Raw genomic sequence first — 21,901 nt, forward strand, 5'->3', positions numbered from 1 at the left:
AGCCCCCTTTTTAGTATCCTTATGGACTACTTTAAAGTTTTAAAATATTCCTTAATTATACCATAGCTCTTTTTTAATCTTTCCCTATATTTAGGCTCTTCCCATCCCTTCCATTTGTATATTTTAGTCTCAACATATTGTTTTCCCGGAAAAACATCTACTAATTTGTTGTTTGCCACTACAATTCCACTTATTATAAATCCGTCTGTTACAGTTGTTTTAAATGTATCCCTTTCTGGATAATATAAATACTTTTTATCATCATCTAAAACCCTATGACTTGAAGGATCCGTTACATTAAGCTTTGCCCATGGAATTCTAATATATATTTTTTCCTCAATATAGAAACAATTACTTGAATCAGTAAAATCTCCATATTTTAAAGTACTTCCATCTTGCCTTATCTGTGGAATTATCTTTCCATCCATTGTAACTCTGCTTTTATTTATAACAGGTTTAATTTCTTCATAAATTCCCTTTTCTGTCTTTTTAGATGAAAACTTCATATTTCCTATGTTGTATTCTGGATGTGCTAATATCTTTGCAGTTTTATTTTTTATTTTAATAATAAACTCCATGCCAGTTGGAGATTTAAAATCAATATAAGGAGAATACTTAAAATCACCTTTACTTCTATCATAAGTATCTATACCAATTATTATTTCATTATTAATGAAATCAAAATTTTTATCATATTCAAGATCTATATACAAATATGTTTCATCAGAAAATATACTTATACTTTTAATCAATCCATCATCCTTTATTTGTAAATCAGGTTTTTCAGGTTTTATGCTCTCTACCGCAAGTATACCATAGTTTTGCTCAGGATCCACTGCATTATGCCAAAGTACATGCCTTTCATAAGGAATCATAAAAGGTTCTGTAATCCACGTCTTTTTTGCCCATTCATCCATCCATTCAAATATAATTCCTCCTATATATCCTTCTTTTTTTATTGCCTTCATCATCCTAACTATACCTTCTCCTTGAGTTATTTCATCCACTCCTCCATGATTATAACCATCAGGATTCATGTGGGCATTTCCAGCCCCTGTAGCAAGTCCAAATTCTGCAACAAGAGCAGGAAACTTTTTATGTTGAGAAATAAACTCCTTTAAATAACCTCCATACATGAGTCTTCCATACTCATCCTTATATTCTTTATAGTGCTCTTCATTGTTCATAAAATCAGGATAATTAGGATAAATATGATATGCTCCAAAAAATCCTGCAATATTTCTAGCCCCTAAATCAAAATTATTTATATTTACTATTGCCTTGTCATTATATTCAAGCTCTTTTTTAGAAAAAGCATTAAATTCACTTCTATGAAGGATAGGGTCTAACGTTGGCCAACTTACTATAGCTACCGGATGTTGAAATTTATATTTTTCTTCTTCATATTTCATTAAATAATCGCAACATAGTGCAAGCCACGCTTCAGTAGCTTCCCCTACCTGACATGACACATACTCTCCTTTATATTTGTATCCCTTATTTTTTTGATTGGTGCTTATAACTTCATCGGGTTCTAATTCTCTTCCAACCAAAAATGCAATAGTCCACTTAGAAACATCAGAATCATAAATCCCATAGGATTTTCCTATTCTCTTTGGAATTTCAATATTTCCATGAATTGCATCAATAACATATTCTATTTCTTTCATAAAACTTTTAAGATTTTCTTTATCTAAATAATTATGGTCCTTAGGATTTTCATCAGGCCATATTTCTTGAACAAGATATAAAGGATTATCTTTATGAATTTCATTATATGTTTTTAAAGCCTTATAAAATGAAGGATGAATTAATGTATATACACGAATAGTATTTACATTCATTTTTCCAATTAAATCAAACCATCTTAAATAGTCAGCTTCATTTTCAGGCATTTGAGTAAACCATTTCCCTGGAGTTGCTAATCCTAAATTAACCCCTTTTATAAAAAAACTTTGCCAAACTCCATTTTTGTATATTTGAAACTCATTGTTTTTTATCCTTGATACAAGTTTAACTCCTTTGTAATTATATAAACCATAATCAATAGCTTTATTCATAACTTTAACATCTTTAATTATTTTTTTCATCATTGGAACATACACTTTCCAATAAAAAGCATCTTGAGAATCCGTATTTACTGATACAAGCTTTTTAAACAAATCATATCCTTCTAACTTGTAAAAATAAGGCACATCATTTATATCAGCAAAATCCCCTGAAAAATAGTATGAAGTATAATCAGAACTAACCTTTCTAAGAACAGCTGGAAACTTTTTGTCTAAACCATATTTTTTAAGTTTTTTATATCCTCCCTCATTAACATCTAAAATAAAATTTGCTATAACTTCCGAATCAATTGCACTAACAACTTCAAACCAATAATTATAATTTACATAGTTTTTTACATTAAATTCCCTTAAATATTTTTCACCAAACTGAATCCTTAGTTTTTTACTACCAAAATCATTTTTATCTAAAACTAATATCTTATTATCTTGTGAAATAAATACAAAACCTCTACCTTTAAAATCCCATTTTGAATTATACTGCTTTTCATAATTTTCAATAATCCACATTGGAACTTCAACATCCTTTTTAAGCTCAACAAAATACCTTCCTATCCAACCATTCCATTTAAATCCAAAAATGTTTTCTAGCTCATCTTTAACTTTTTCCTGTGTTGGATACTCAATAGTATTAAACTCAGCAACTATAACTCTACCATTATTTAAATAAGATTTTATCTTAAAAAGTTCTTCTTCTTTTAATCCTCCATATATTAGATTTGATTTTATATCTTCTTTATTTTGCTTGTAATCATTTTCATATACTCCATAAGCGTCAGCTATGTATATAAAATCTGGATTGTTTGGCTGTATCTCAAATATATTATATCTTTCTCCATCTGGGTAAAATCCAAAATAATCCTTTTTATAATCAAAATAATTACCTGTTATTTTATTTTTTACCTTCATATTATTTAAAATCCAAACTAAACCTTTATGTTCCCTAAAATCCTTATTAGGAACGGTTTTGTCTATTATCCAAACATTCAAATATGAAGTTTTCTTTTTAATATAAAGCAAAAACGGTAGCATAATTGTCAATAGCCCCAAAAAAAATAATAAAACAAATCTTTTTTTCATATTATCACCTCTAATTTATTTTAAAATAAAAAAGGGTTAAACCCCTTTTTTTAATGCAATATCATATCCCTTTTTAAATAAATCGCAACAAAAGTCCTTTTCAAACTTTATAGTATCTTCAGGATTTGTATTAAAACAAGGCTTAAAAACAATCAAATCTTCTTTTTTGTAATAATTATAAATATCCTCTGGAACTTCAAAAGTACTTTTAAGACCAATTATTATTATTTTATCAACTTTATGTTTTTTAAAAGGCTCCAAAAGACAATTGTTTAATATACCACCATCTAATTTAAATCCATCGTATAATCCTAAAGAAACATCATTTTTAAATTTTTCAAATAATATCTTAGTATCAAACTTTTCAACATCTTTACTAAAAGGCAAAAGCGAACTTGCTTTTACACATTCCAAAGCCTCAGCCTGTGATTTATTCTTTATATCAACAATAACTTCATGTAAACTACTCTTTTTAACAAATACATAATTTACATAAACCTTCTCTATTTTTTTATCTTCTCCTTCTAATTTATAAAGTTCATCTATGATTTTGGAATTATCCACAACTTTATCTAAATAAGAAGCATACTTTTTTCCATCCATATTATTCCAAAATTCATAAAGTTTTTCATATTGATTTTTCATCATAAAATATGCATTTATAGCACCAATAGAAGTTCCTGTTATAATCTTGATATTAATATCTTTTTCTTTAAGGTACTTTATAATTCCTGCTTGAAAAGCTCCCTTTGCACCACCACCAGTTAAACATAGACCATATTGCATGATTAACAACCCCTTATGTCAAAAATTTAAAGTAAACCCACAAAGGCTTTATCCTTTGTGGGTTATTTGTAAAGCGGGAATTTTTCAACAAGGGCTTTAACTCTTTGTTTTGCTTCTTTTAAATCTGTATCTCTATTCTCTATAACCCAATTTATAATATCCGCAACTTCAATCATCTCTTCCTTACCAAATCCTCTTGTTGTAACTGCTGGAGTTCCTATCCTTATTCCACTTGTTACAAGGGGACCTTCTGGATCAAATGGTATAGTATTTTTATTAACTGTAATTCCAACCTTATCTAAAAGCAGCTCTGCATCCTTTCCTGTAATATGCTTATTTCTTAAATCTACAAGCATTAGATGATTATCCGTTCCTCCTGAAACAAGCTTAAATCCCCTATCTATCAATGCGTTTGCTAAAATCTTTGCATTTTCTACAACTTTTCTTTGGTACTCTTTAAATTCTTCACTCATTGCCTCCTTAAAACATACCGCCTTTGCTGCAATAACGTGTTCCAAAGGACCTCCTTGAATTCCAGGGAATATGGTCTTATCTATAAGTTTTGCATATTGTTCTTTACAAAGGATTGCTCCACCCCTTGGGCCTCTTAAGGTTTTATGGGTAGTTGTTGTAACAAAATCCGCATATTCAACAGGATTAGGGTGTAATCCTGCTGCAACAAGACCTGCAATATGAGCCATATCTACCATCATATAGGCTCCAACTTCATCACATATTTCCCTTATCCTTTTAAAATCTATAATTCTTGGATAAGCACTTGCTCCTGAAACTATCATTTTGGGTCTTTCTTGTAATGCAATCTTTCTAAGTTCGTCATAATCTATAAATCCTTCTTCATTTACTCCATAGGATACAAAGTTAAAAAGCTTTCCTGAAAAGTTTACAGGACTTCCATGAGTTAAATGTCCCCCACAAGATAAACTCATACCAAGAACCTTATCACCTGGTTCTAAAACTGCCATATAAACTGCCATATTAGCTTGTGAACCTGAATGGGGTTGAACATTAGCATGTTCAGCACCAAATAATTTTTTTAATCTTTCCCTTGCAATATCTTCTATAAAATCAACATATTCACATCCACCGTAGTATCTTTTTCCAGGATAACCTTCCGCATATTTATTTGTAAGCTGTGAACCTTGGGCTTCCATGACAGCCTTACTTGTAAAATTTTCTGATGCTATAAGTTCAATATGGTTGTTTTGTCTTTCCATCTCTTTTAGTATGTATTCATAAACCTCAGGATCAACTTTTTTAAGATTTTCAAGACTCATCATAACACACCCTTTCAATTTGAAAAATATTCCTAATTTTATTATAAATTTAATAAACTAATTAGTAAATATCTTTGAAACTTTTAAATAAAGAAAAATCTCCCACTGTAAGCAGGAGATTTACTTCATAAACTTTAATATTACATCTATAAGATCTTGAATTTCTTTTTCATTATCTAATTCTTGTTTTGCTGCCTTTAATATACAAGACTTTGAATAATTCTCTAATATTAATCCTCCAACCTTATTTATCGCTGCTCTAACCGCTGCAATTTGAATTAAAATATCCGAACAATCTTCACCTTTTTCTACCATCTTTTGAATTCCTTTTACCTGTCCTTCTATCCTTCTTAGTCTTTTTATTATATCCTCTTTAGAACAACATTCAACCATACCTACCCCACCTTACCTATAATTTGTAAACTGTAACTCTATTCCAAAATCCTTACTCCTTAAATTATGAATAACTGCTTGTAAATCATCTTTGCTTTTTCCTGAAACTCTTATTATATCATCCATAATTTGTGCTTGAACTTTTAATTTCATGTTTTTAATCTCTTGAACAATCTCCTTAGCCTTTTCTTTTGAAATTCCATTTTTTATCTTTATAACCTGTCTTACTGTTCCTGACGTTGCTGCTTCAACCTTTCCTTCATCTAAAAATTTAGGTGACACTCCTCTTTTAACCATCTTAGCTTTTAAAATTTCAATAATGCTTTTTAGTTTAAATTCATCCTGAGCATGAATTTTTATTTCATCCTTTTTATTAAACTCAATCTCAGCAATAATTCCTTTAAAATCATATCTTTGGGATATTTCCTTTAAGGCTTGATTTATTGCATTATCTATTTCCTGAAGATCAGGCTTTGAAACTATATCAAAAGAATATGTTCCTGCCATAGTTACCTCCTTATGTAAAAAAACTTTCAAAATATATGATATAATAAAATTTAAATTTACTCAATTACTTTTATTTATTTTTTCCAAAAACCAAATCCTTAATTACCTCTCCTGCTATAATAAGTCCTGCCACAGAAGGAACAAAGGCTATGCTTCCAGGAATATGCCTTTTAAAAGAAGCCTCTTCTGATGGTAATGGTCTTATTGGCGGCTCCTTAGAATAAACAACTTTTAATTTTTTTATTCCCATTTTTTTTAGCTCATGCCTCATAACCTTTGCTAAAGGGCAAACACTTGTTTTATATATATCTTCAACCTCAAATTTTGTAGGATCAAGTTTATTTCCAGCTCCCATACTACTTATAATAGGTATTTTAAGCTCATTACACTTTACAATAAGTTCAATCTTTGATGATATAGTATCTATAGCATCTACCACATAATCAATTTTTTCATTAAAAAATTTATGTATATTATCTTTATTTACAAACTCTTTAATAGGAATAACTTGTGCATTTGGATTAATTTCCTTTATTCTTTCTGCCATAACATAAACTTTTGGTTTTCCAATAGTATTATAAGTTGCATGTATTTGCCTATTTAAATTAGTTATACAAATATCATCACCATCAATTAAAATTAACTTTCCAACTCCTGAACGAGCTAAAGCTTCAACGGTAAACGAACCTACACCACCTATTCCAAATACTGCTACTGTACTCTTATTTAATATATCAATACCTTCTTTACCTATTAAAAGCTCTGTTCTTGAAAATGGCCCTAGCATATAAACCTCCTTACATATAAAAACCCACCGTACCGCTGGATGGAATGATTGAACCTGCTTCTCTGCAGGTGGGTGCCCTCCCCCATGCTTCTTGTTTCCTACTCAAGGTAGGCCTACATTCCACATGAGGAGTCCAGGCTCCCTTTTCATGGGTGTTGGCTCAATACATAATCCATCCTGACGAATACGGCAGGCTTTTTTATATAATATAACACCTTTTTTTTAAAATATCAATAGCAATCTAAATTGTAATTAAAGGCTCTTCTTTTTTTCTATTACAGAAATTCCAAGTTCATCTAATTGCTTTTCATCAACTGTTGATGGCGCACTAGTTAAAGGACATACTGCATTTTGGTTCTTAGGGAAAGCTATAACATCTTTAATGTTATCCGTTCCTGTTAAGAACATAACTATTCTATCAAATCCAAAAGCTAATCCGCCATGTGGAGGAGGCCCGTATTTAAAGGCTTCAAGAAGAAAACCAAATTTTTCATAAGCCTTATCCATAGTAAGGCCTAAAGCTTTAAACATTCTCTCTTGAAGTTTTGTATCATGAATTCTAATGCTTCCTCCACCTATTTCCTCTCCATTTAAAACTAAATCATATGCCTTTGCCCTAACTTTATCAGGATCTGTTTCTAAAAGATCTATGTCCTCATCCATAGGACTTGTAAACGGATGGTGCATTGCAACATATCTTCCTTCTTCTTCATCATATTCAAGTAAAGGAAACTCTACAACCCAAACAAACTTAAAATCTTTATTACAAGGTCCAATAAGATTTAACTTTTTACCAAGATCAAGCCTTAATGCCCCAAGGGAAGCAAACACAACCTTAGGTTTATCAGCAACTATTAAAAGTAAATCTCCTACTTCTACCTGCATTTTAGATTTAATCATATTCAATTCTTCTTCTGATAAAAATTTTGCAATAGGAGATTTTACTTCATTTTCCTTAAAAGCAATCCAAGCAAGTCCTTTAGCACCATAAGTTTTAGCAATTTCTTCTAATTTGTCTATTTCCTTTCTTGAAAAGTTTGCACAACCTTTAGCATTTATTCCCCTTACTGTTCCACCATTTGCCACAGCATCCTTAAATACTTTAAAGTTACTATCCTTTACAATATCGCTTATGTCAACAAGCTCTAATCCAAATCTTATATCTGGTTTATCTGAACCAAATCTTTCCATAGCCTCTTTATAGGTAATCCTTGGGAAAGGTATAGGAATATCTACATTTAGTATTTCTTTAAAAAGTCTTTGGATAAGTCTCTCATTTAACTCTATAACATCATCAACATCAACAAATGACATTTCAATATCTATTTGTGTAAACTCAGGCTGCCTATTAGCTCTTAAATCCTCATCTCTAAAACATCTTACTATTTGAAAATATCTATCAAAACCTGAAACCATTAAAAGCTGCTTAAAAATTTGTGGTGATTGAGGTAAAGCATAAAATTTTCCTGGGAAATTACGACTTGGAACTAAATAATCCCTTGCTCCTTCTGGAGTACTTTTTGTAAGCATAGGAGTTTCAATTTCTAAAAATCCATTCTCATCCATAAAATCTCTAACAACCTTAGCAGCTTTATGTCTTATCATTATATTTCTTTGTAAATCAGGTCTTCTAAGATCTAAATACCTATATTTTAATCTAACTGCTTCTGACGCATCTAAATTTTCTTTTATGTATATAGGTGGAGTTTCAGACTCTGAAAAAATCCTAAGTTCTTTTCCTTTTACTTCTATATATCCTGTAGGAATATTAGGATTTGGTGATTCCCTTAAAACAACCTCCCCAACAACTGCAATAACATATTCGCTTCTTAAAAGCTGTGCCTTTTCAAATGCCTCTTTATTTATTTCATCACCAAAAACAATTTGAACAATTCCTGTTCTATCCCTAAGGTCAACAAACACAAGTCCCCCAAGGTCTCTTCTTTTTTGAACCCATCCCATAAGAATAACCTGCTGACCAACATGACATTCTCTAAGTTCCCCACACATATGGGTTCTTTTTAATCCTTTTAAACTTTCAGCCATATTACCCCTCCTAAACCCTTTGTAAAAGTATCTTATAAAGATCGCTTAAAACTATATCCTCTTCTTTTCCTGTTTCCATTTCCTTAAGCCTTGCTTTATTACTATCAATCTCTTCATCTCCAAGAACAATTACATATTTTGCACCTATTTTATTGGCATATTTCATTTGAGCTTTTAAAGATTTATTCATAAGGTCCCTTTCACAGGGTATTCCCTTATTTCTTAAATCAAAAACTATCTTTGAGGCTTCATCCTTAGCTTTATCACCTATAGTTGCAACATATAATAATACTCCCTTTGGCTTTGGTATTTCAATTCCTCTTGCTTCTAACGTTAAAATCAATCTTTCAATTCCTAGTCCAAAACCAACAGCAGGCATATCAGGACCGCCTATTTCTTTTATTAAATTATTATACCTTCCACCACCACATATAGTTAGATTTTCCTTTATGCTACTTGTAATTATTTCAAATACAGTTTGAGTATAATAATCAAGACCTCTTACAATATGTGGGTCAACCTCATAGGGAATATTTAAAATATCAAGCTCATGTTTTAATCCCTCAAAATGATTTTTGCAATTTTCACATACATAATCAGTTATAACTGGAGCATCTTTAACTATTGCTTGACAAGTCTTTTCCTTGCAATCAAGTATTCTTAGCGTATTTCTTTCAAATCTATCCTTACAAACATCACAAAGTTTATCATAATTATCTTTTAAATAATTCTTTAAAGCCTCATTGTAATTTTTTCTACATTCTTGACAGCCTATGTTATTTATATTAACCTTTAGATTATCAAGCCCAAGCCTTTTTAAGAAGGTCATAGCAAGAGAAATAACTTCAGCATCAGCAGAAGGAGAAGGAGAGCCAAATAACTCTACTCCAAATTGATGATGTTCTCTTAGTCTTCCTGCTTGCACATTTTCATATCTAAATACAGGAGTTATATAGTAAAGTTTTGTAGGTTGAGTATCAAAATGAAGTCCATGTTCAATAAAAGCCCTAACAGCAGGAGCAGTTCCTTCAGGTTTTAAAGTTATACTTCTTCCTGCTTTATCGTTGAATGTATACATTTCCTTTTGAACTATATCTGTAGTTTCTCCAACTCCCCTCAATATAAGTTCAGTATGTTCAAAGGTAGGAGTTCTCATTTCATGATATCCAAATTCAAAACAAATTTTTCTAATTTCACCTTCAATGTAATGCCATTTATATGACTCCTTTGGAAGAACATCCTTAGTTCCCTTAGGTGCTTGAGTTAGCATCATTTAACCTCCCTTTTCATAGTAGGCTATATTATAAACAAAAACCGCCCCTTCTAAGGGACGGAATTTTTCACTTTTAAGTAAATATTATCAATAAGTTAAAGGGCTGTCAATTAACTTTTTTAGTTTTTTATTTATTTGTTCATCAATTCTATTAATATATTCTTTAATATCTTTAAGGTTTGCTACTCTTTCTATTCTTCCGCTATCTTCATAAATTATTTTAGTTACTGCATCAGCCCCTAAGGCAACAACAGTAGTTGATTCTGATATCATTTGTATATTATAAATGCATTCTTTCCCAAAATAACTATACCCTATATTTTCAAGGGGGCTTACCATATTTTTTTGCCTATACATATAATAGGGCCTCATTCCCATATACCTTACATATTTTGTAGCTATATCATACATTTTATTAGCTGTATCTTTATCTCCCTTAAACATTTTTTCATTTAAAATAGAAGCTCTTTTTATTGCCATTGTATGAATTGTTATACTATCAGGATTTAAATCTGCTATTTTTTTCATTGTCTTTTTTATATGCTCTTCATTCTCATTTGGTAGTCCTATTATAATATCCATATTTATGTTATCAAAACCACATTCCCTTGCAACATAAAATTTTTCCACAACATCATCAACACTGTGTTTTCTCCCTATTAAGTTTAAAGTTTCTTGATTCATAGACTGAGGATTTATGCTTATTCTAGAAACAAAATTCTTTTTTAATATGTTTAATTTTTTCCTATTCAAAGAGTCAGGCCTTCCTGCCTCAACTGTAAACTCCCTTAAATCATTAACACAAATAAGTTCATTAATCCAAGATAAAAAATCCTCTAATTCATATTCATTTAATGAAGTAGGTGTTCCTCCCCCTATATAAAGGGTATCAATTTTTACTTTATTCTCATTTAAGAAATTTACAATTGAATAAAATTCCTTTTTTAAAGCCAAAAGATAATCTGAAACTTGTTTATTTCCATAATAAGGATTTGAAGTAAAAGAACAATAAGAACATCTTGTAGGGCAAAATGGTATGCCAATATATAATCCTACAGATTTTGAAGGTGGCTTTAAATACTTTGATTCATTTTTAGCAACCTCCAAAACAAGTTCTGCCTTTTCACTTGATACTAGATATTCTTCTACGAGCATATTTTTAATCTCATCTTCTGAAAAGCCTTTACTTAAAGCATCATGAACTATCTTTGTAGGCCTTATACCAACAAGTATTCCCCAAAGCATAGACACTCCGGTGATATTTTCAAATAACTTTAAAACAACCTTTTTTATTGCGTTTTTTAATTCTTTTTTATCATTGGATTTTAATTTATACTCTTTAATAAAATCTTTATATCTACACAAAACACTGCCATTATTTTCATCATACACAACTTCCAAATCGCAATTATCCTCTACAAATTCTATTTCTTCCTTTGGAATATATAAAGATACTATATGAAAAACTTCATATCTAAAATCATGTCCTTTTAACCCTATCTTCACATATTTCTCCCCTTACAAATCCTTTCTTATTCTATCCTTTAAAAGTTTTAATTCTTCTTCTGTTATATTCAATTCCCTTGCAATTTCACTATCCTTAAGGCCACTGCTTAATAATTCCATATAAGCATCATAATCAATATCGTCCAATAAAGGATTCTCATAATCTAAAAATCTACTTTTATAATTTTTCTTTTTCATAAAACTCCCCCCTCTTTAGGCATACTTCTCCTTCTAGTATGCCCAAAACAACTTTATTCATTCAAAAAAGGGTTAAATCTCTTTTCTTTTCCAATTGTAGTTGAGGGGCCATGACCTGGAAAAACTTTTACATTGTCCTCAAAAATTAAAAGCTTATTCTTAATAGAATTTATTATATCATCATAAGACCCTTTTGGAAAATCTGTTCTTCCTATTGACCCTTGAAACAAGGTATCTCCTGTTATTAAAATATCACCTATTTTAAAAGTTAAGCTTCCAGGAGTATGTCCTGGAGTTTCTATAACCTCTACTTCAATACTTCCTATTTTAACTTTATCTTTTTCACTGATAAATTCATCAGGTATAAAAGGTTTTATATTCCTAAAAATAGGAAGAAGCTCTTGTGTACCTCCGTTAACTAAATACTCATCTTCTTTGCTCATCAATACTTTAGCATCTGTTTTTTCTTTTATCTTTTCAACTCCTGCTATATGATCTCCATGACCATGGGTAAGTAAAATGTATTTAACACAAAGTCCCAATTCCTCACATCTTTTTAAAACTTTATCTGGAGTTCCGCCAGGATCTATGATGGCACATTCCTTAGTCTTTTCATCTCCTACTATATAACAGTTGGCTTGAAAATAACCTAAAGTAAAAACTTCAAATATCATATCATCACCTCAAAAGTTTTTCTTACTGTCAATAAGCAATGTGACAGGCCCATCATTTATAAGCTCAACTTGCATATAAGCTTGAAATTGACCGGTTTGAACATTATCAATATACCTTTTACATTCTTTAATAAACTCGTTATACATCTTTTCTGCATGTTCAGGCTTTGCTGCCATCATAAAATTAGGCCTTCTTCCTTTTCTGCAATCTCCATAGAGGGTAAACTGTGAAACTACAAGCAAAGATCCCTTAACATCTATTAAGGATAAATTCATTTTTCCATTTTCATCTTCAAATATTCTCAAATTGCAAACTTTATCAGCCATATATTTTACATCATCTAAAGTATCGCTATCTTCAACTCCAAGCAAAACTAAAATACCATCATCTATCTTTCCTACTAACCTATCCTCTACCATAACAGATGCTCTTTTTACCCTTTGAACAACTGCTCTCATATATTCACCCCTAGCTTAGATTTCTGTAAACGTCAATTACTCCGTTTATTTTTCTAAAATCTTTTATTAGTTTTTGTATCTGTTCAACGCTTGTAACTTCAACCGTTAAATTAATTAAAGCCAAATTATTTTTTGTTCTTGCATTAATAGCCTTAATCGGAAGTTTAGAACTTGTAAGAATGCTAGATATATCAGTAATAAGCCCATGTCTATCATTTGCCTCAATGAATATCTCTGCTAAGAAAGTTGCATTATGCTCTCCCGTCCAGCTAGCTTCCACAACCCTATCTGGTTCCTCCTTAGAAAGATACTTAAAATTACTGCAGTCCTTTCTATGAATTGAAATTCCTCTTCCCCTTGTGATAAATCCAATAATTTCATCTCCAGGAACTGGATTACAGCACTTTGCAAACCTTACAAATAAATTCTTTTCCCCTTCTACTACAATACCAGGTTTTTTAATTTCAGTCTTCTTTTCTTTTTTATCTTTTTCTTCAACTATTTTAGGTTCTTCCTTTTTAAGTTCTTCTTTAAATTTATTTATAACCTGATGAACAGTTAAAGCTCCATTTCCTATTGCTGAATAAAGATCCTCTAAGTTAGTAAAATTAAATTTCTTTAAAACAGTCTCTACGTATTCATGCTTTAATAGTTCATTTACATTAAGCCCCTGCCTTTTAGCTTCCTTTTCAAAACTTTCCTGTCCCTTTTCTATGTTTTCTTCTTTAAAGGTTCTTTTAAACCACTGCTTTATCTTACTTTTGGCCTGAGAACTTTTTACAATATTTAGCCAATCTCTACTTGGTCCCTTTGAATTAGTTGAAGTTATTATCTCTACAATATCACCTGTTTTTAATTTATAATCAAGTGGTACCATTCTACCATTAACTTTAGCTCCGATGCACTTATTTCCTATGTCTGTATGAATTTTATAAGCAAAATCAATAGGCGTAGAATCTACAGGAAGGTTTATTACAGCCCCCTTTGGTGTAAACACAAAAACTTCGTCCGAAAAAAGATCTATTTTAACGTTTTCCATAAACTCTTTGGCATCTTTTGCTTCCTTTTGAAGCTCTAAAATTTGTCTTAACCATTGAAGTTTTTCATCTATATCAAGGTTTTTATTATTAATTCCTTCTTTATACTTCCAATGAGCAGCAATACCATACTCAGCTGTTCTATGCATTTCCCATGTCCTAATCTGAATTTCAAAAGGCTGTCCATTAGGTCCAATAACCGTAGAATGAAGAGATTGATACATATTTGGTTTTGGCATAGCTATATAATCTTTAAATCTACCAGGTATTGGCTTCCAAAGAGTATGAACAATCCCTAAAGTAGCATAACAATCCTTTACAGTATCAACTATAATCCTAACAGCCAAAAGGTCAAAGATTTGGTCAAAAGTTTTATTTTTATAATGCATTTTTCTATAAATACTATAAAAATGCTTAGGTCTTCCTTCTATATCCGCCCTAATCCCTGCCTGTTCTAGCTTTTCCTTTAAAATATTTATTATTTCATTTATCTCTTTTTCCCTTTCTATCCTTTTCTTTTGAACTTTGGCAACAAGATCATAATACTCTTCTGGATGTAAATATCTTAAAGCAAGGTCCTCAAGTTCCCACTTTATCTTATAAATACCAAGTCTATGGGCTAAAGGCGCATATATATCCAATGTTTCTTGAGCCTTTGCTTTTTGTTTTTCAGGGGGCAAATACTTTAAAGTTCTCATATTATGAAGTCTATCTGCAAGCTTTATAAGAATAACTCTTATATCTTTTGCCATTGCAATCAAAACTTTTCTTATGTTTTCCGCCTGTTGTTCTTCTTTAGACTTATATTCTATTTTACCAAGCTTTGTAACCCCATCAACTAATTCTGCAATACTTTCATTAAATTCTCTTTTTAAATCATCATAACTTAAATGGGTATCTTCAACAACATCATGTAAGAGGGCAGCGCAAATAGTATCAGTATCAAGACCCATTTCTATAAGTATAAGAGCAACCTCAACAGGATGTAAAATATACGGATCCCCTGATTCTCTAACTTGACCTTCATGTGCCTTTTCGGCTACGTGATATGCTTTTTTTACCATTTCAATATCTACATCTAGGTTGTTCTCCTTAATCTTGTCTAAAAGCCTCTGTAACATAATAGCCCTCTTTCCATTGTAAAATTTATGGCTGGTTAAAAACCAGCCATGTTTTTAATATATTATATATTAAATGCCTCCATTTTGCAAATTTTTTCGACAATATTAAAATTCATATTGAACTAATGAAAACACATCATACCCTTTAAGCTTTTCTCTTCCTTTTAAACCAGTAAGTTCAACTACAAACCCCATAGAAGCAACAACTCCTCCAAGTTCCTCAACAAGCTTTGCAACAGCTGAAATTGTTCCCCCTGTTGCTAGAAGGTCATCCACTATTAAAACCCTTTGTCCTGGAATTATAGCGTCTTTATGAATTTCAAGCGCATCATTTCCATACTCTAGTGAATATTCATATCTTAAAGTATCTGCTGGAAGTTTTCCAGGTTTTCTTATAGGAACAAAACCAACTCCTAAAGCATAAGCAACAGGTGCACCAAGGACAAAACCTCTAGCCTCAGGACCAACAACTAAATCTATCTCTTTATCCTTAACTTTTTCAACTATTTTATCTATAATATACTTAAATCCTTCTCCATCCTTTAAAACAGTTGTTATGTCCTTAAAGCTTATGCCCTTTTTAGGAAAATCTTCTATTACTCTTATTTTTTCCTTTAAATCCATTTTTATACCTCCCTAGTTTTATTTTCTAAAAAATTAATTATGCTGTTAAAATTATTTTCTAAATCATCTTCAATTGTTTTATATTCGTTTAATAAAATAATTTTAATTACATTACCATTTTTATATATATTTATAATACCTTTCTTTTTAAGGTGTATTAAAAGCCTATAAAGCATAAAAACATTAAACTCAAATCTTTCTGCTATATCATTAAGCGTCCCAATAATTTCATTATACCTTAACTCTTCTATAAACTTAATAGTTTTGTTTTCATTAAATACCACATATTCTTTAAAATTCTTTAATCTTTTTATTAAATTACCATCTACAAAGTGAAAAACAGTAGCATTTTTATTATCCAAATAAACATAATCATCAACATTTAAAAGATAATCATATATTAAAATATATTTCTTCTCTAAATTCATATCCTTTACTTTAGGAAATAAAACAAATTGAGCATCACAAAAAGCTTTATAAAGACTAAATTCTAAGAAATCAGCATAAATTTTAAGTTCATCTAAAGAATTTATATCATTAAATAAAATAATCCCCTTTTTAAAATGTATAAACTCCCTTAAAAAATCAATATCCTTTTTAATAAACTTAACATTGCTTAAATTAAAAGATTTAATATTATTAATACAAATTACATCCTTTAAGTATTTAAAATAATTTTTTCTAAAATTACCTAAGTTATGATCTATGACTGGCTTAATATCCTTTACATTAAGCTGTAAAATCTTTGTTCCATTCCATTCATTAATATTAAAATTAAAGGCTATATCAACATATTCCCAATCTTTATTTAAAAAATCATTATCTTTAGTAAAATCTATACATTCAAAAACTTTATTATCTTTTTCTACCATAAATTTTATAAATTGTCCTTGACTTCCTATTGGTTTTTTAGATATAACCCGTGCATTTTTAAGCACAAAAGTAGGTTCCTTATTTCCTACCCCGTAGGGTTCAAATAAATTTAAAATTTCTGCCGTTTGAATTGTCACTTCTTGAGGATCAACTTCTAAATCTATATCTATACATTCAGTAAAATATTTGCTATCAACCATTTTTGCTAGGGCATTTAATTTATTTTTAAACTCAACCAAATTTCCTTTTTTAAGAGTCATTCCTGCTGCAAGCTCATGACCTCCAAATTTTTCTAAAAGATTTGAACAGGCCACAAGATTTTCAAATAGATTAAATCCCTCTATACTTCTTCCTGATCCCCTTAAAAACTCTCCTTCCTCACAAAACAAAATTGTAGGTCTTCTAAACTTTTCAACTATCCTTGATGCAACTATTCCAACAACACCAACATGCCAATTAGGGGAAGATAAAACAATAACCCTATCATGTTTTAAGTCAACCTCATTTGAAATCATATCCATACATTCTTGTAATATATCCTGCTCTATCTTTTGTCTTTTTCTATTTTCTAAATCTAAATATTTTGCTATTTGTAAAGCTTTTTCTTCATCATTTGTTATAAAAAGTTCAACAGCAATTTTAGCATCACTAAGCCTTCCTGCAGCATTAAGCCTTGGAGCAATTTGAAAAGCAACATTGTAAGTTGAAATTGTATCTTTAATTCCAGCAATCTGTTTTATAGCCTTTATTCCTACCTTATCACTGTTTAAAATCATATCAAGACCATATTTAACTAAAATTCTATTTTCATCAACTATATCTACAATATCTGCAATTGTTCCAATTGCCACAAGATCTAAAAATTCTTCATATCCTTTTATATTATAATAATTAAACAAAGCTTGAACTAACTTAAAAGCAACGCCACACCCTGCAAGTCCTTTAAACGGATAACTACAATCATGTCTTTTAGGATTTATTGCTATCGTATTTGGTATTATACTTTTACACTCATGATGATCAGTCACTATAACATCAAGCCCTAATGATTTTGCATATTCAATTTCTTCAACAGCCGTAATTCCACTATCAACAGTTATAATTAAATCAACAGCAAGAGAATGAATGTGGTCTATAGCATCCTTATTAATACCATATCCTTCATTTACTCTATCAGGTATATAAAAACTTACATCCACTCCTAACCTTTTAAAAGCTCTATATAATATAGCTGTACTTGTGATACCATCTACATCATAATCTCCATATATATAAATTTTTTCCCTCTTTTTAATAGCCTCATCTATTCTTTTTACTGCTTTATCCATATCCTTTAGAAGCAATGGATCATAAAGCTGCTCCAAACTAGGATTTAAAAAGGCATTGACCTTTTCCTTTGTAGTAATACCTCTTGATATAAGTAAAGCATTTATCAAACTATTTTCATGAACAAAAATATCACAGCTTCTATCCTTGATTTTCCACCTTTTCATATCCAGTCTCCTCAACAGACATGTAATACAGAAAACAAGGATATTATATATAAAATCCTTTAATTTTTCAACAAAAAAAGAGCTAGCAAAAGCTAACTCTTTTAAACTCTTTTATATCTTTTTTCAAATATACTCCAAAGAGGACTTGCTATAAATATTGATGAATATGCTCCGCTTATTATACCTATAATTAATGGAAGAGCAAATTCCTTTATAGAAGGAACACCTAATATATATATTGCAGTTATAGTAAATAAAGTTGTTAAAACAGTATTTATAGACCTTGATAAGGTTTGAGTAATACTTGCATTTATAAGTGTTTCAAAATCATCGTATTTTCCAAGTTTACTATTTTCTCTTATTCTATCAAACACAACTATCGTATCATTTATAGAATAACCTAATATAGTTAGCATCGCCGCAATAAAACTTGAATTTACTGGAATTTGTAAAACGGCATAAACTGATAAAGTTATCAAAAGGTCATGAATTAAGGCTATTATAGCTGCAACCCCTGACCATAATTCAAATCTTAAAGAAACATAAATAAGTATTCCTAAAGTTGCTAGCAAATTTGAAATTAAAGCACTTCTTCTTAGCTCTTTTCCTATAGTTGGCCCTATTGTATCTACAGAACGCAATGCATCATCTTTTAAACCATATTTTCTTTTTGCATCATTAAATATTTGATTAACTTCATTTGTTGTAATTTTATTGCTTCTTATAGTAACCTCATGCCCTTCAATTTCCCTCACATCAATTTGAGGATCATATTTTTCTAAGTATTTTCTAAGCTCAACAACATCAAAAGGCTTACCTATTTTTATAGTTATAACCGTTCCACCTTTAAAATCTATACCTAAATTTAACCCTTTAAACATCCATGTTATCATACCAATCATAATTATTATAAGAGATATTGAAAACCATATTTTTTTTCTTTCAACTATTTTAAATACTCTTTCCATGTATATCCCTCCCCCTATGCTCCATAGAACTTGCTGTTTGTTATCCAGCCTGAATTAACAAAAGATTTTAATAAGAATCTTGTTACAGTTATAGCTGTAAACATACTTGATAAAACTCCTATTATTAGGGTGAGGGCAAAACCTTTTACTGCACCTGTCCCAACAAAATATAATACAAATCCAGCAATTAAGGTAGTTATATTTGAGTCAAGTATTGAACTAAATGCCCTCTTAAAACCTGCATCTATAGCTGTCCTTAAAGACTTTCCAAGCCTTAACTCTTCTTTTATTCTTTCAAAAATAAGAACATTTGCATCAACTGCCATACCTATTGAAAGTAAAAGCCCTGCAATTCCAGGCAACGTTAAAGTAGTCTTTAATACAACAGTAAATATTAATGCTGTAATAATCATATAAACAATAAGCGCAAGATCTGCTATAAATCCAGGAATTTTATAATAAACAAGCATAAATAACATAACTAAAATAATTCCGATTGTTGCAGCCTTTAAACTAGTAGGAATAGCCTCTGCTCCAAGGGAAGGACCAATAGCCCTTATTGTAGCAGGATAAAGCTTAACAGGAAGAGCACCAGATTTTATAATTCCCGCCAGTCTTTTAGCTTCCTCAACATTTCTACTTCCTGTAATTATAGCCTCACCATTTGGAATAACATCCCTAACCGTTGGAGCTGAAATAAGCTCATCATCCATATATATAGCTATTTGTTTTCCTAAGTATTTTTTTGTAGCTTCTGCAAACTTTTTAGCTCCCTCCTGATTTAACTTAAGCTGAACAACAGGAGCATTAGTCCTTTGATCAACACTAACAACAGCATCTTTGACATCCTTACCTGTCAAAATTTCATCATTGTTTGGCCCAACAAATCTTAATTTTCCTGTTCTTCCTATTTGTTCAAGGGCTGCTTTAGGATCATAAATTCCTGGGATTTCAACCCTAATTCTATTGCTTCCTGTTATTGCAACAACAGGTTCACTAACCCCTAGTGAGTTTACTCTAAGCTCTATTAAATCCCTTGTTCTTTCTACTGTATCTTTACTAACATTTTTATCCACTATTTCTTCTTCTACATAAACCCCACCCTTTAAGTCAAGCCCTAGCTTAACTACTTTACTTAAGGGCTTTACTTGATAATCCCCAACTACAATTCCAAAAAGCAAAACATATGAAACAAAAAAAATTAAAAAAACACTTAAAATAAATTTAATTCTATCTCTAGTTTTCATAATAATCCCCCTTTGTATCTTTTGTAAACACCAAATACTACATTTATCATATTCTACATATCAGCTAAAAATCCTGCATAGCCTCAAAAACTTTTATTGCAATTGCACATTCTATTCTTTTTTTCATCATTTCACAACCAATCTCATATGGTTTGTGAATATCCCCATTAAAAGAATAATTATTTGCTTGACATCCTCCACTACAATAGAACCTTGCCCAGCATTCCATACACTTTGGTTTGTTATAAATATGGGCATTTTTAAATTGATTAGATAACTTTTCATCTATTTTCCCTTCAAATACATTTCCTAACTTAAACTCCTCTTTTCCAACAAATTGATGACAAGGATATATATCTCCCTCTGGAGTTACTGCAACATATTCATATCCTGCTCCACATCCTGATATCCTTTTATATATACAAGGTCCTCCATTTATATCTATATTAAAGTGATAAAATTTAAACTCGTTTCCTTGTTTTTTTCTTTCAATTATTTCCATTGCAATTTTTTCATACTGCTCAAAAATTACTGGCAAATCTTCTTTTTTAATTGATAGAGGATTATCCTCCTCTAACACAACAGGTTCTATTGAAATCTCTTTAAATCCTTGATCTGCTAAAAATGCAACATCATTATAAAAATCTAAATTCTCATGGGTAAAAGTTCCCCTTACATAATATTGTTTGTTTTTATCCCTCTTATCTACCATCTTTTTTATTTTAGGCAGTATAGAATCAAATGTTCCTGAACCATCATATCTTATTCTTATTTTATCGTTTACTTCTTTTCTACCATCTATGCTTAAAACAACATTTCCCATATTTTTATCAATATAATCTATTATTTCATCATTAAGAAGTGTAGCATTTGTTGTTATTGTAAATCTTATATTTTTGCCATGCTTTTTTTCTTCTGATTTAGCATATTCAATTATTTCTTTTATAACTTCAAAATTCATCAAAGGTTCTCCGCCAAATAAATCTATCTCTATATTATGTCTATATCCAGAATTCTTTATAATAAAATCTATAGCCTTTTTACCAACCTCTGCACTCATGAGACTTCTCTTTCCTTCATAACTTCCTTCTGAAGCAAAACAGTATTTACATTTTAAGTTGCAATCATGGGCAATATTTAAACACATAGCCTTTATAAAAGAAGGGCTATTATCATTAATTACCATATCCTTATAAATATCCTCAGTATAAAGCATTTTTTCTTTTACTAAATAATCTATTTCTTCCAATGCTTCTACAACTTCTTCATTAGAATATTTATTTGATAAAATTTCTATTATTTCATCCTTACTTTTGTTTTCATAATAATCTAAACAATCATAAACTACATCATCAACTACATGAATTGCTCCACTATTTACATCTATAACTATGTTTTTTCCAAATAGTTTATATTTATGAATCTTCAATTTTATACCTCCTTTGTAAATTTAAAAGCAGTAACT

Annotated in this window: 18 protein-coding genes and 1 other RNA gene; all 19 read right to left on the reverse strand. The window is 30.3% G+C overall.

Translation table 11 applies throughout. The annotated features are described in order from the left end of the window. Nucleotides 1-26: 26 nt before the first annotated feature. Entirely contained in the window at nucleotides 27-3,149 is a 3,123-nt protein-coding gene (locus C4R78_RS06550) for a hypothetical protein (RefSeq protein ID WP_103896284.1), read from the reverse strand. A gap of 36 nt (nucleotides 3,150-3,185) precedes the next feature. Beyond that, nucleotides 3,186-3,935, reverse strand: coding sequence for a patatin-like phospholipase family protein (locus C4R78_RS06555; RefSeq protein ID WP_103896285.1), 750 nt, complete (start codon nucleotides 3,933-3,935; stop codon nucleotides 3,186-3,188). A 62-nt stretch (nucleotides 3,936-3,997) separates the two neighbouring features. After that, the gene (gene glyA / locus C4R78_RS06560) at nucleotides 3,998-5,230 is read right to left on the reverse strand and encodes a serine hydroxymethyltransferase (RefSeq protein WP_103896286.1); all 1,233 of its coding nucleotides are present in this window, start codon (nucleotides 5,228-5,230) and stop codon (nucleotides 3,998-4,000) included. 120 nt (nucleotides 5,231-5,350) lie between these two features. Then, a complete protein-coding gene (locus tag C4R78_RS06565) occupies nucleotides 5,351-5,623 on the reverse strand; it encodes a metal-sensitive transcriptional regulator (protein ID WP_103896287.1) in 273 nt (90 codons plus the stop codon). A 12-nt stretch (nucleotides 5,624-5,635) separates the two neighbouring features. Further along, nucleotides 5,636-6,130 carry a YajQ family cyclic di-GMP-binding protein gene (locus tag C4R78_RS06570; protein WP_103896288.1) on the reverse strand — a complete coding sequence of 165 codons (495 nt, stop codon included), beginning with the start codon at nucleotides 6,128-6,130 and terminating at the stop codon, nucleotides 5,636-5,638. 70 nt (nucleotides 6,131-6,200) lie between these two features. Beyond that, entirely contained in the window at nucleotides 6,201-6,917 is a 717-nt protein-coding gene (locus tag C4R78_RS06575; protein WP_103896289.1) for a tRNA threonylcarbamoyladenosine dehydratase, read from the reverse strand. Between the two features lie 17 nt (nucleotides 6,918-6,934). Then, nucleotides 6,935-7,116, reverse strand: a non-coding RNA gene (gene ssrS, locus C4R78_RS06580) — 6S RNA. Nucleotides 7,117-7,169: 53 nt separating this feature from the next. After that, complete coding sequence (gene aspS / locus C4R78_RS06585; protein ID WP_103896290.1) at nucleotides 7,170-8,963, reverse strand: aspartate--tRNA ligase; 1,794 nt, start codon at nucleotides 8,961-8,963, stop codon at nucleotides 7,170-7,172. Between the two features lie 10 nt (nucleotides 8,964-8,973). Beyond that, nucleotides 8,974-10,233, reverse strand: a complete 1,260-nt coding sequence (gene hisS / locus C4R78_RS06590) for a histidine--tRNA ligase (protein WP_103896291.1) — start codon at nucleotides 10,231-10,233, stop codon at nucleotides 8,974-8,976. Between the two features lie 90 nt (nucleotides 10,234-10,323). Then, entirely contained in the window at nucleotides 10,324-11,742 is a 1,419-nt protein-coding gene (gene hemZ, locus C4R78_RS06595) for a coproporphyrinogen dehydrogenase HemZ (RefSeq protein WP_103896292.1), read from the reverse strand. A 12-nt stretch (nucleotides 11,743-11,754) separates the two neighbouring features. Then, nucleotides 11,755-11,940, reverse strand: coding sequence for a hypothetical protein (locus C4R78_RS06600; protein ID WP_103896293.1), 186 nt, complete (start codon nucleotides 11,938-11,940; stop codon nucleotides 11,755-11,757). A 53-nt stretch (nucleotides 11,941-11,993) separates the two neighbouring features. After that, nucleotides 11,994-12,614 carry an MBL fold metallo-hydrolase gene (locus C4R78_RS06605; RefSeq protein ID WP_103896294.1) on the reverse strand — a complete coding sequence of 207 codons (621 nt, stop codon included), beginning with the start codon at nucleotides 12,612-12,614 and terminating at the stop codon, nucleotides 11,994-11,996. A gap of 9 nt (nucleotides 12,615-12,623) precedes the next feature. Beyond that, nucleotides 12,624-13,073 (reverse strand): D-aminoacyl-tRNA deacylase, encoded by a 450-nt coding sequence (dtd, locus tag C4R78_RS06610; RefSeq protein ID WP_103896295.1) that lies wholly within the window; start codon nucleotides 13,071-13,073, stop codon nucleotides 12,624-12,626. A 10-nt stretch (nucleotides 13,074-13,083) separates the two neighbouring features. Next, nucleotides 13,084-15,231 (reverse strand): RelA/SpoT family protein, encoded by a 2,148-nt coding sequence (locus C4R78_RS06615; RefSeq protein WP_103896296.1) that lies wholly within the window; start codon nucleotides 15,229-15,231, stop codon nucleotides 13,084-13,086. 105 nt (nucleotides 15,232-15,336) lie between these two features. After that, entirely contained in the window at nucleotides 15,337-15,855 is a 519-nt protein-coding gene (locus C4R78_RS06620) for an adenine phosphoribosyltransferase (protein ID WP_103896297.1), read from the reverse strand. 2 nt (nucleotides 15,856-15,857) lie between these two features. Next, a complete protein-coding gene (recJ, locus tag C4R78_RS06625) occupies nucleotides 15,858-18,221 on the reverse strand; it encodes a single-stranded-DNA-specific exonuclease RecJ (protein WP_103896298.1) in 2,364 nt (787 codons plus the stop codon). A gap of 101 nt (nucleotides 18,222-18,322) precedes the next feature. Next, entirely contained in the window at nucleotides 18,323-19,189 is an 867-nt protein-coding gene (secF, locus tag C4R78_RS06630; RefSeq protein ID WP_103896299.1) for a protein translocase subunit SecF, read from the reverse strand. Nucleotides 19,190-19,203: 14 nt separating this feature from the next. Further along, on the reverse strand, nucleotides 19,204-20,436 hold the full coding sequence (gene secD / locus C4R78_RS06635) for a protein translocase subunit SecD (RefSeq protein WP_103896300.1): 1,233 nt from the start codon (nucleotides 20,434-20,436) through the stop codon (nucleotides 19,204-19,206). Nucleotides 20,437-20,500: 64 nt separating this feature from the next. Beyond that, nucleotides 20,501-21,865 carry a thioether cross-link-forming SCIFF peptide maturase gene (scfB, locus tag C4R78_RS06640; protein WP_103896301.1) on the reverse strand — a complete coding sequence of 455 codons (1,365 nt, stop codon included), beginning with the start codon at nucleotides 21,863-21,865 and terminating at the stop codon, nucleotides 20,501-20,503. Nucleotides 21,866-21,901: the final 36 nt, after the last annotated feature.

This window comes from Caloramator fervidus (assembly GCF_900108045.1).
Classification (GTDB): Bacteria; Bacillota; Clostridia; order Clostridiales; family Caloramatoraceae; genus Caloramator; species Caloramator fervidus.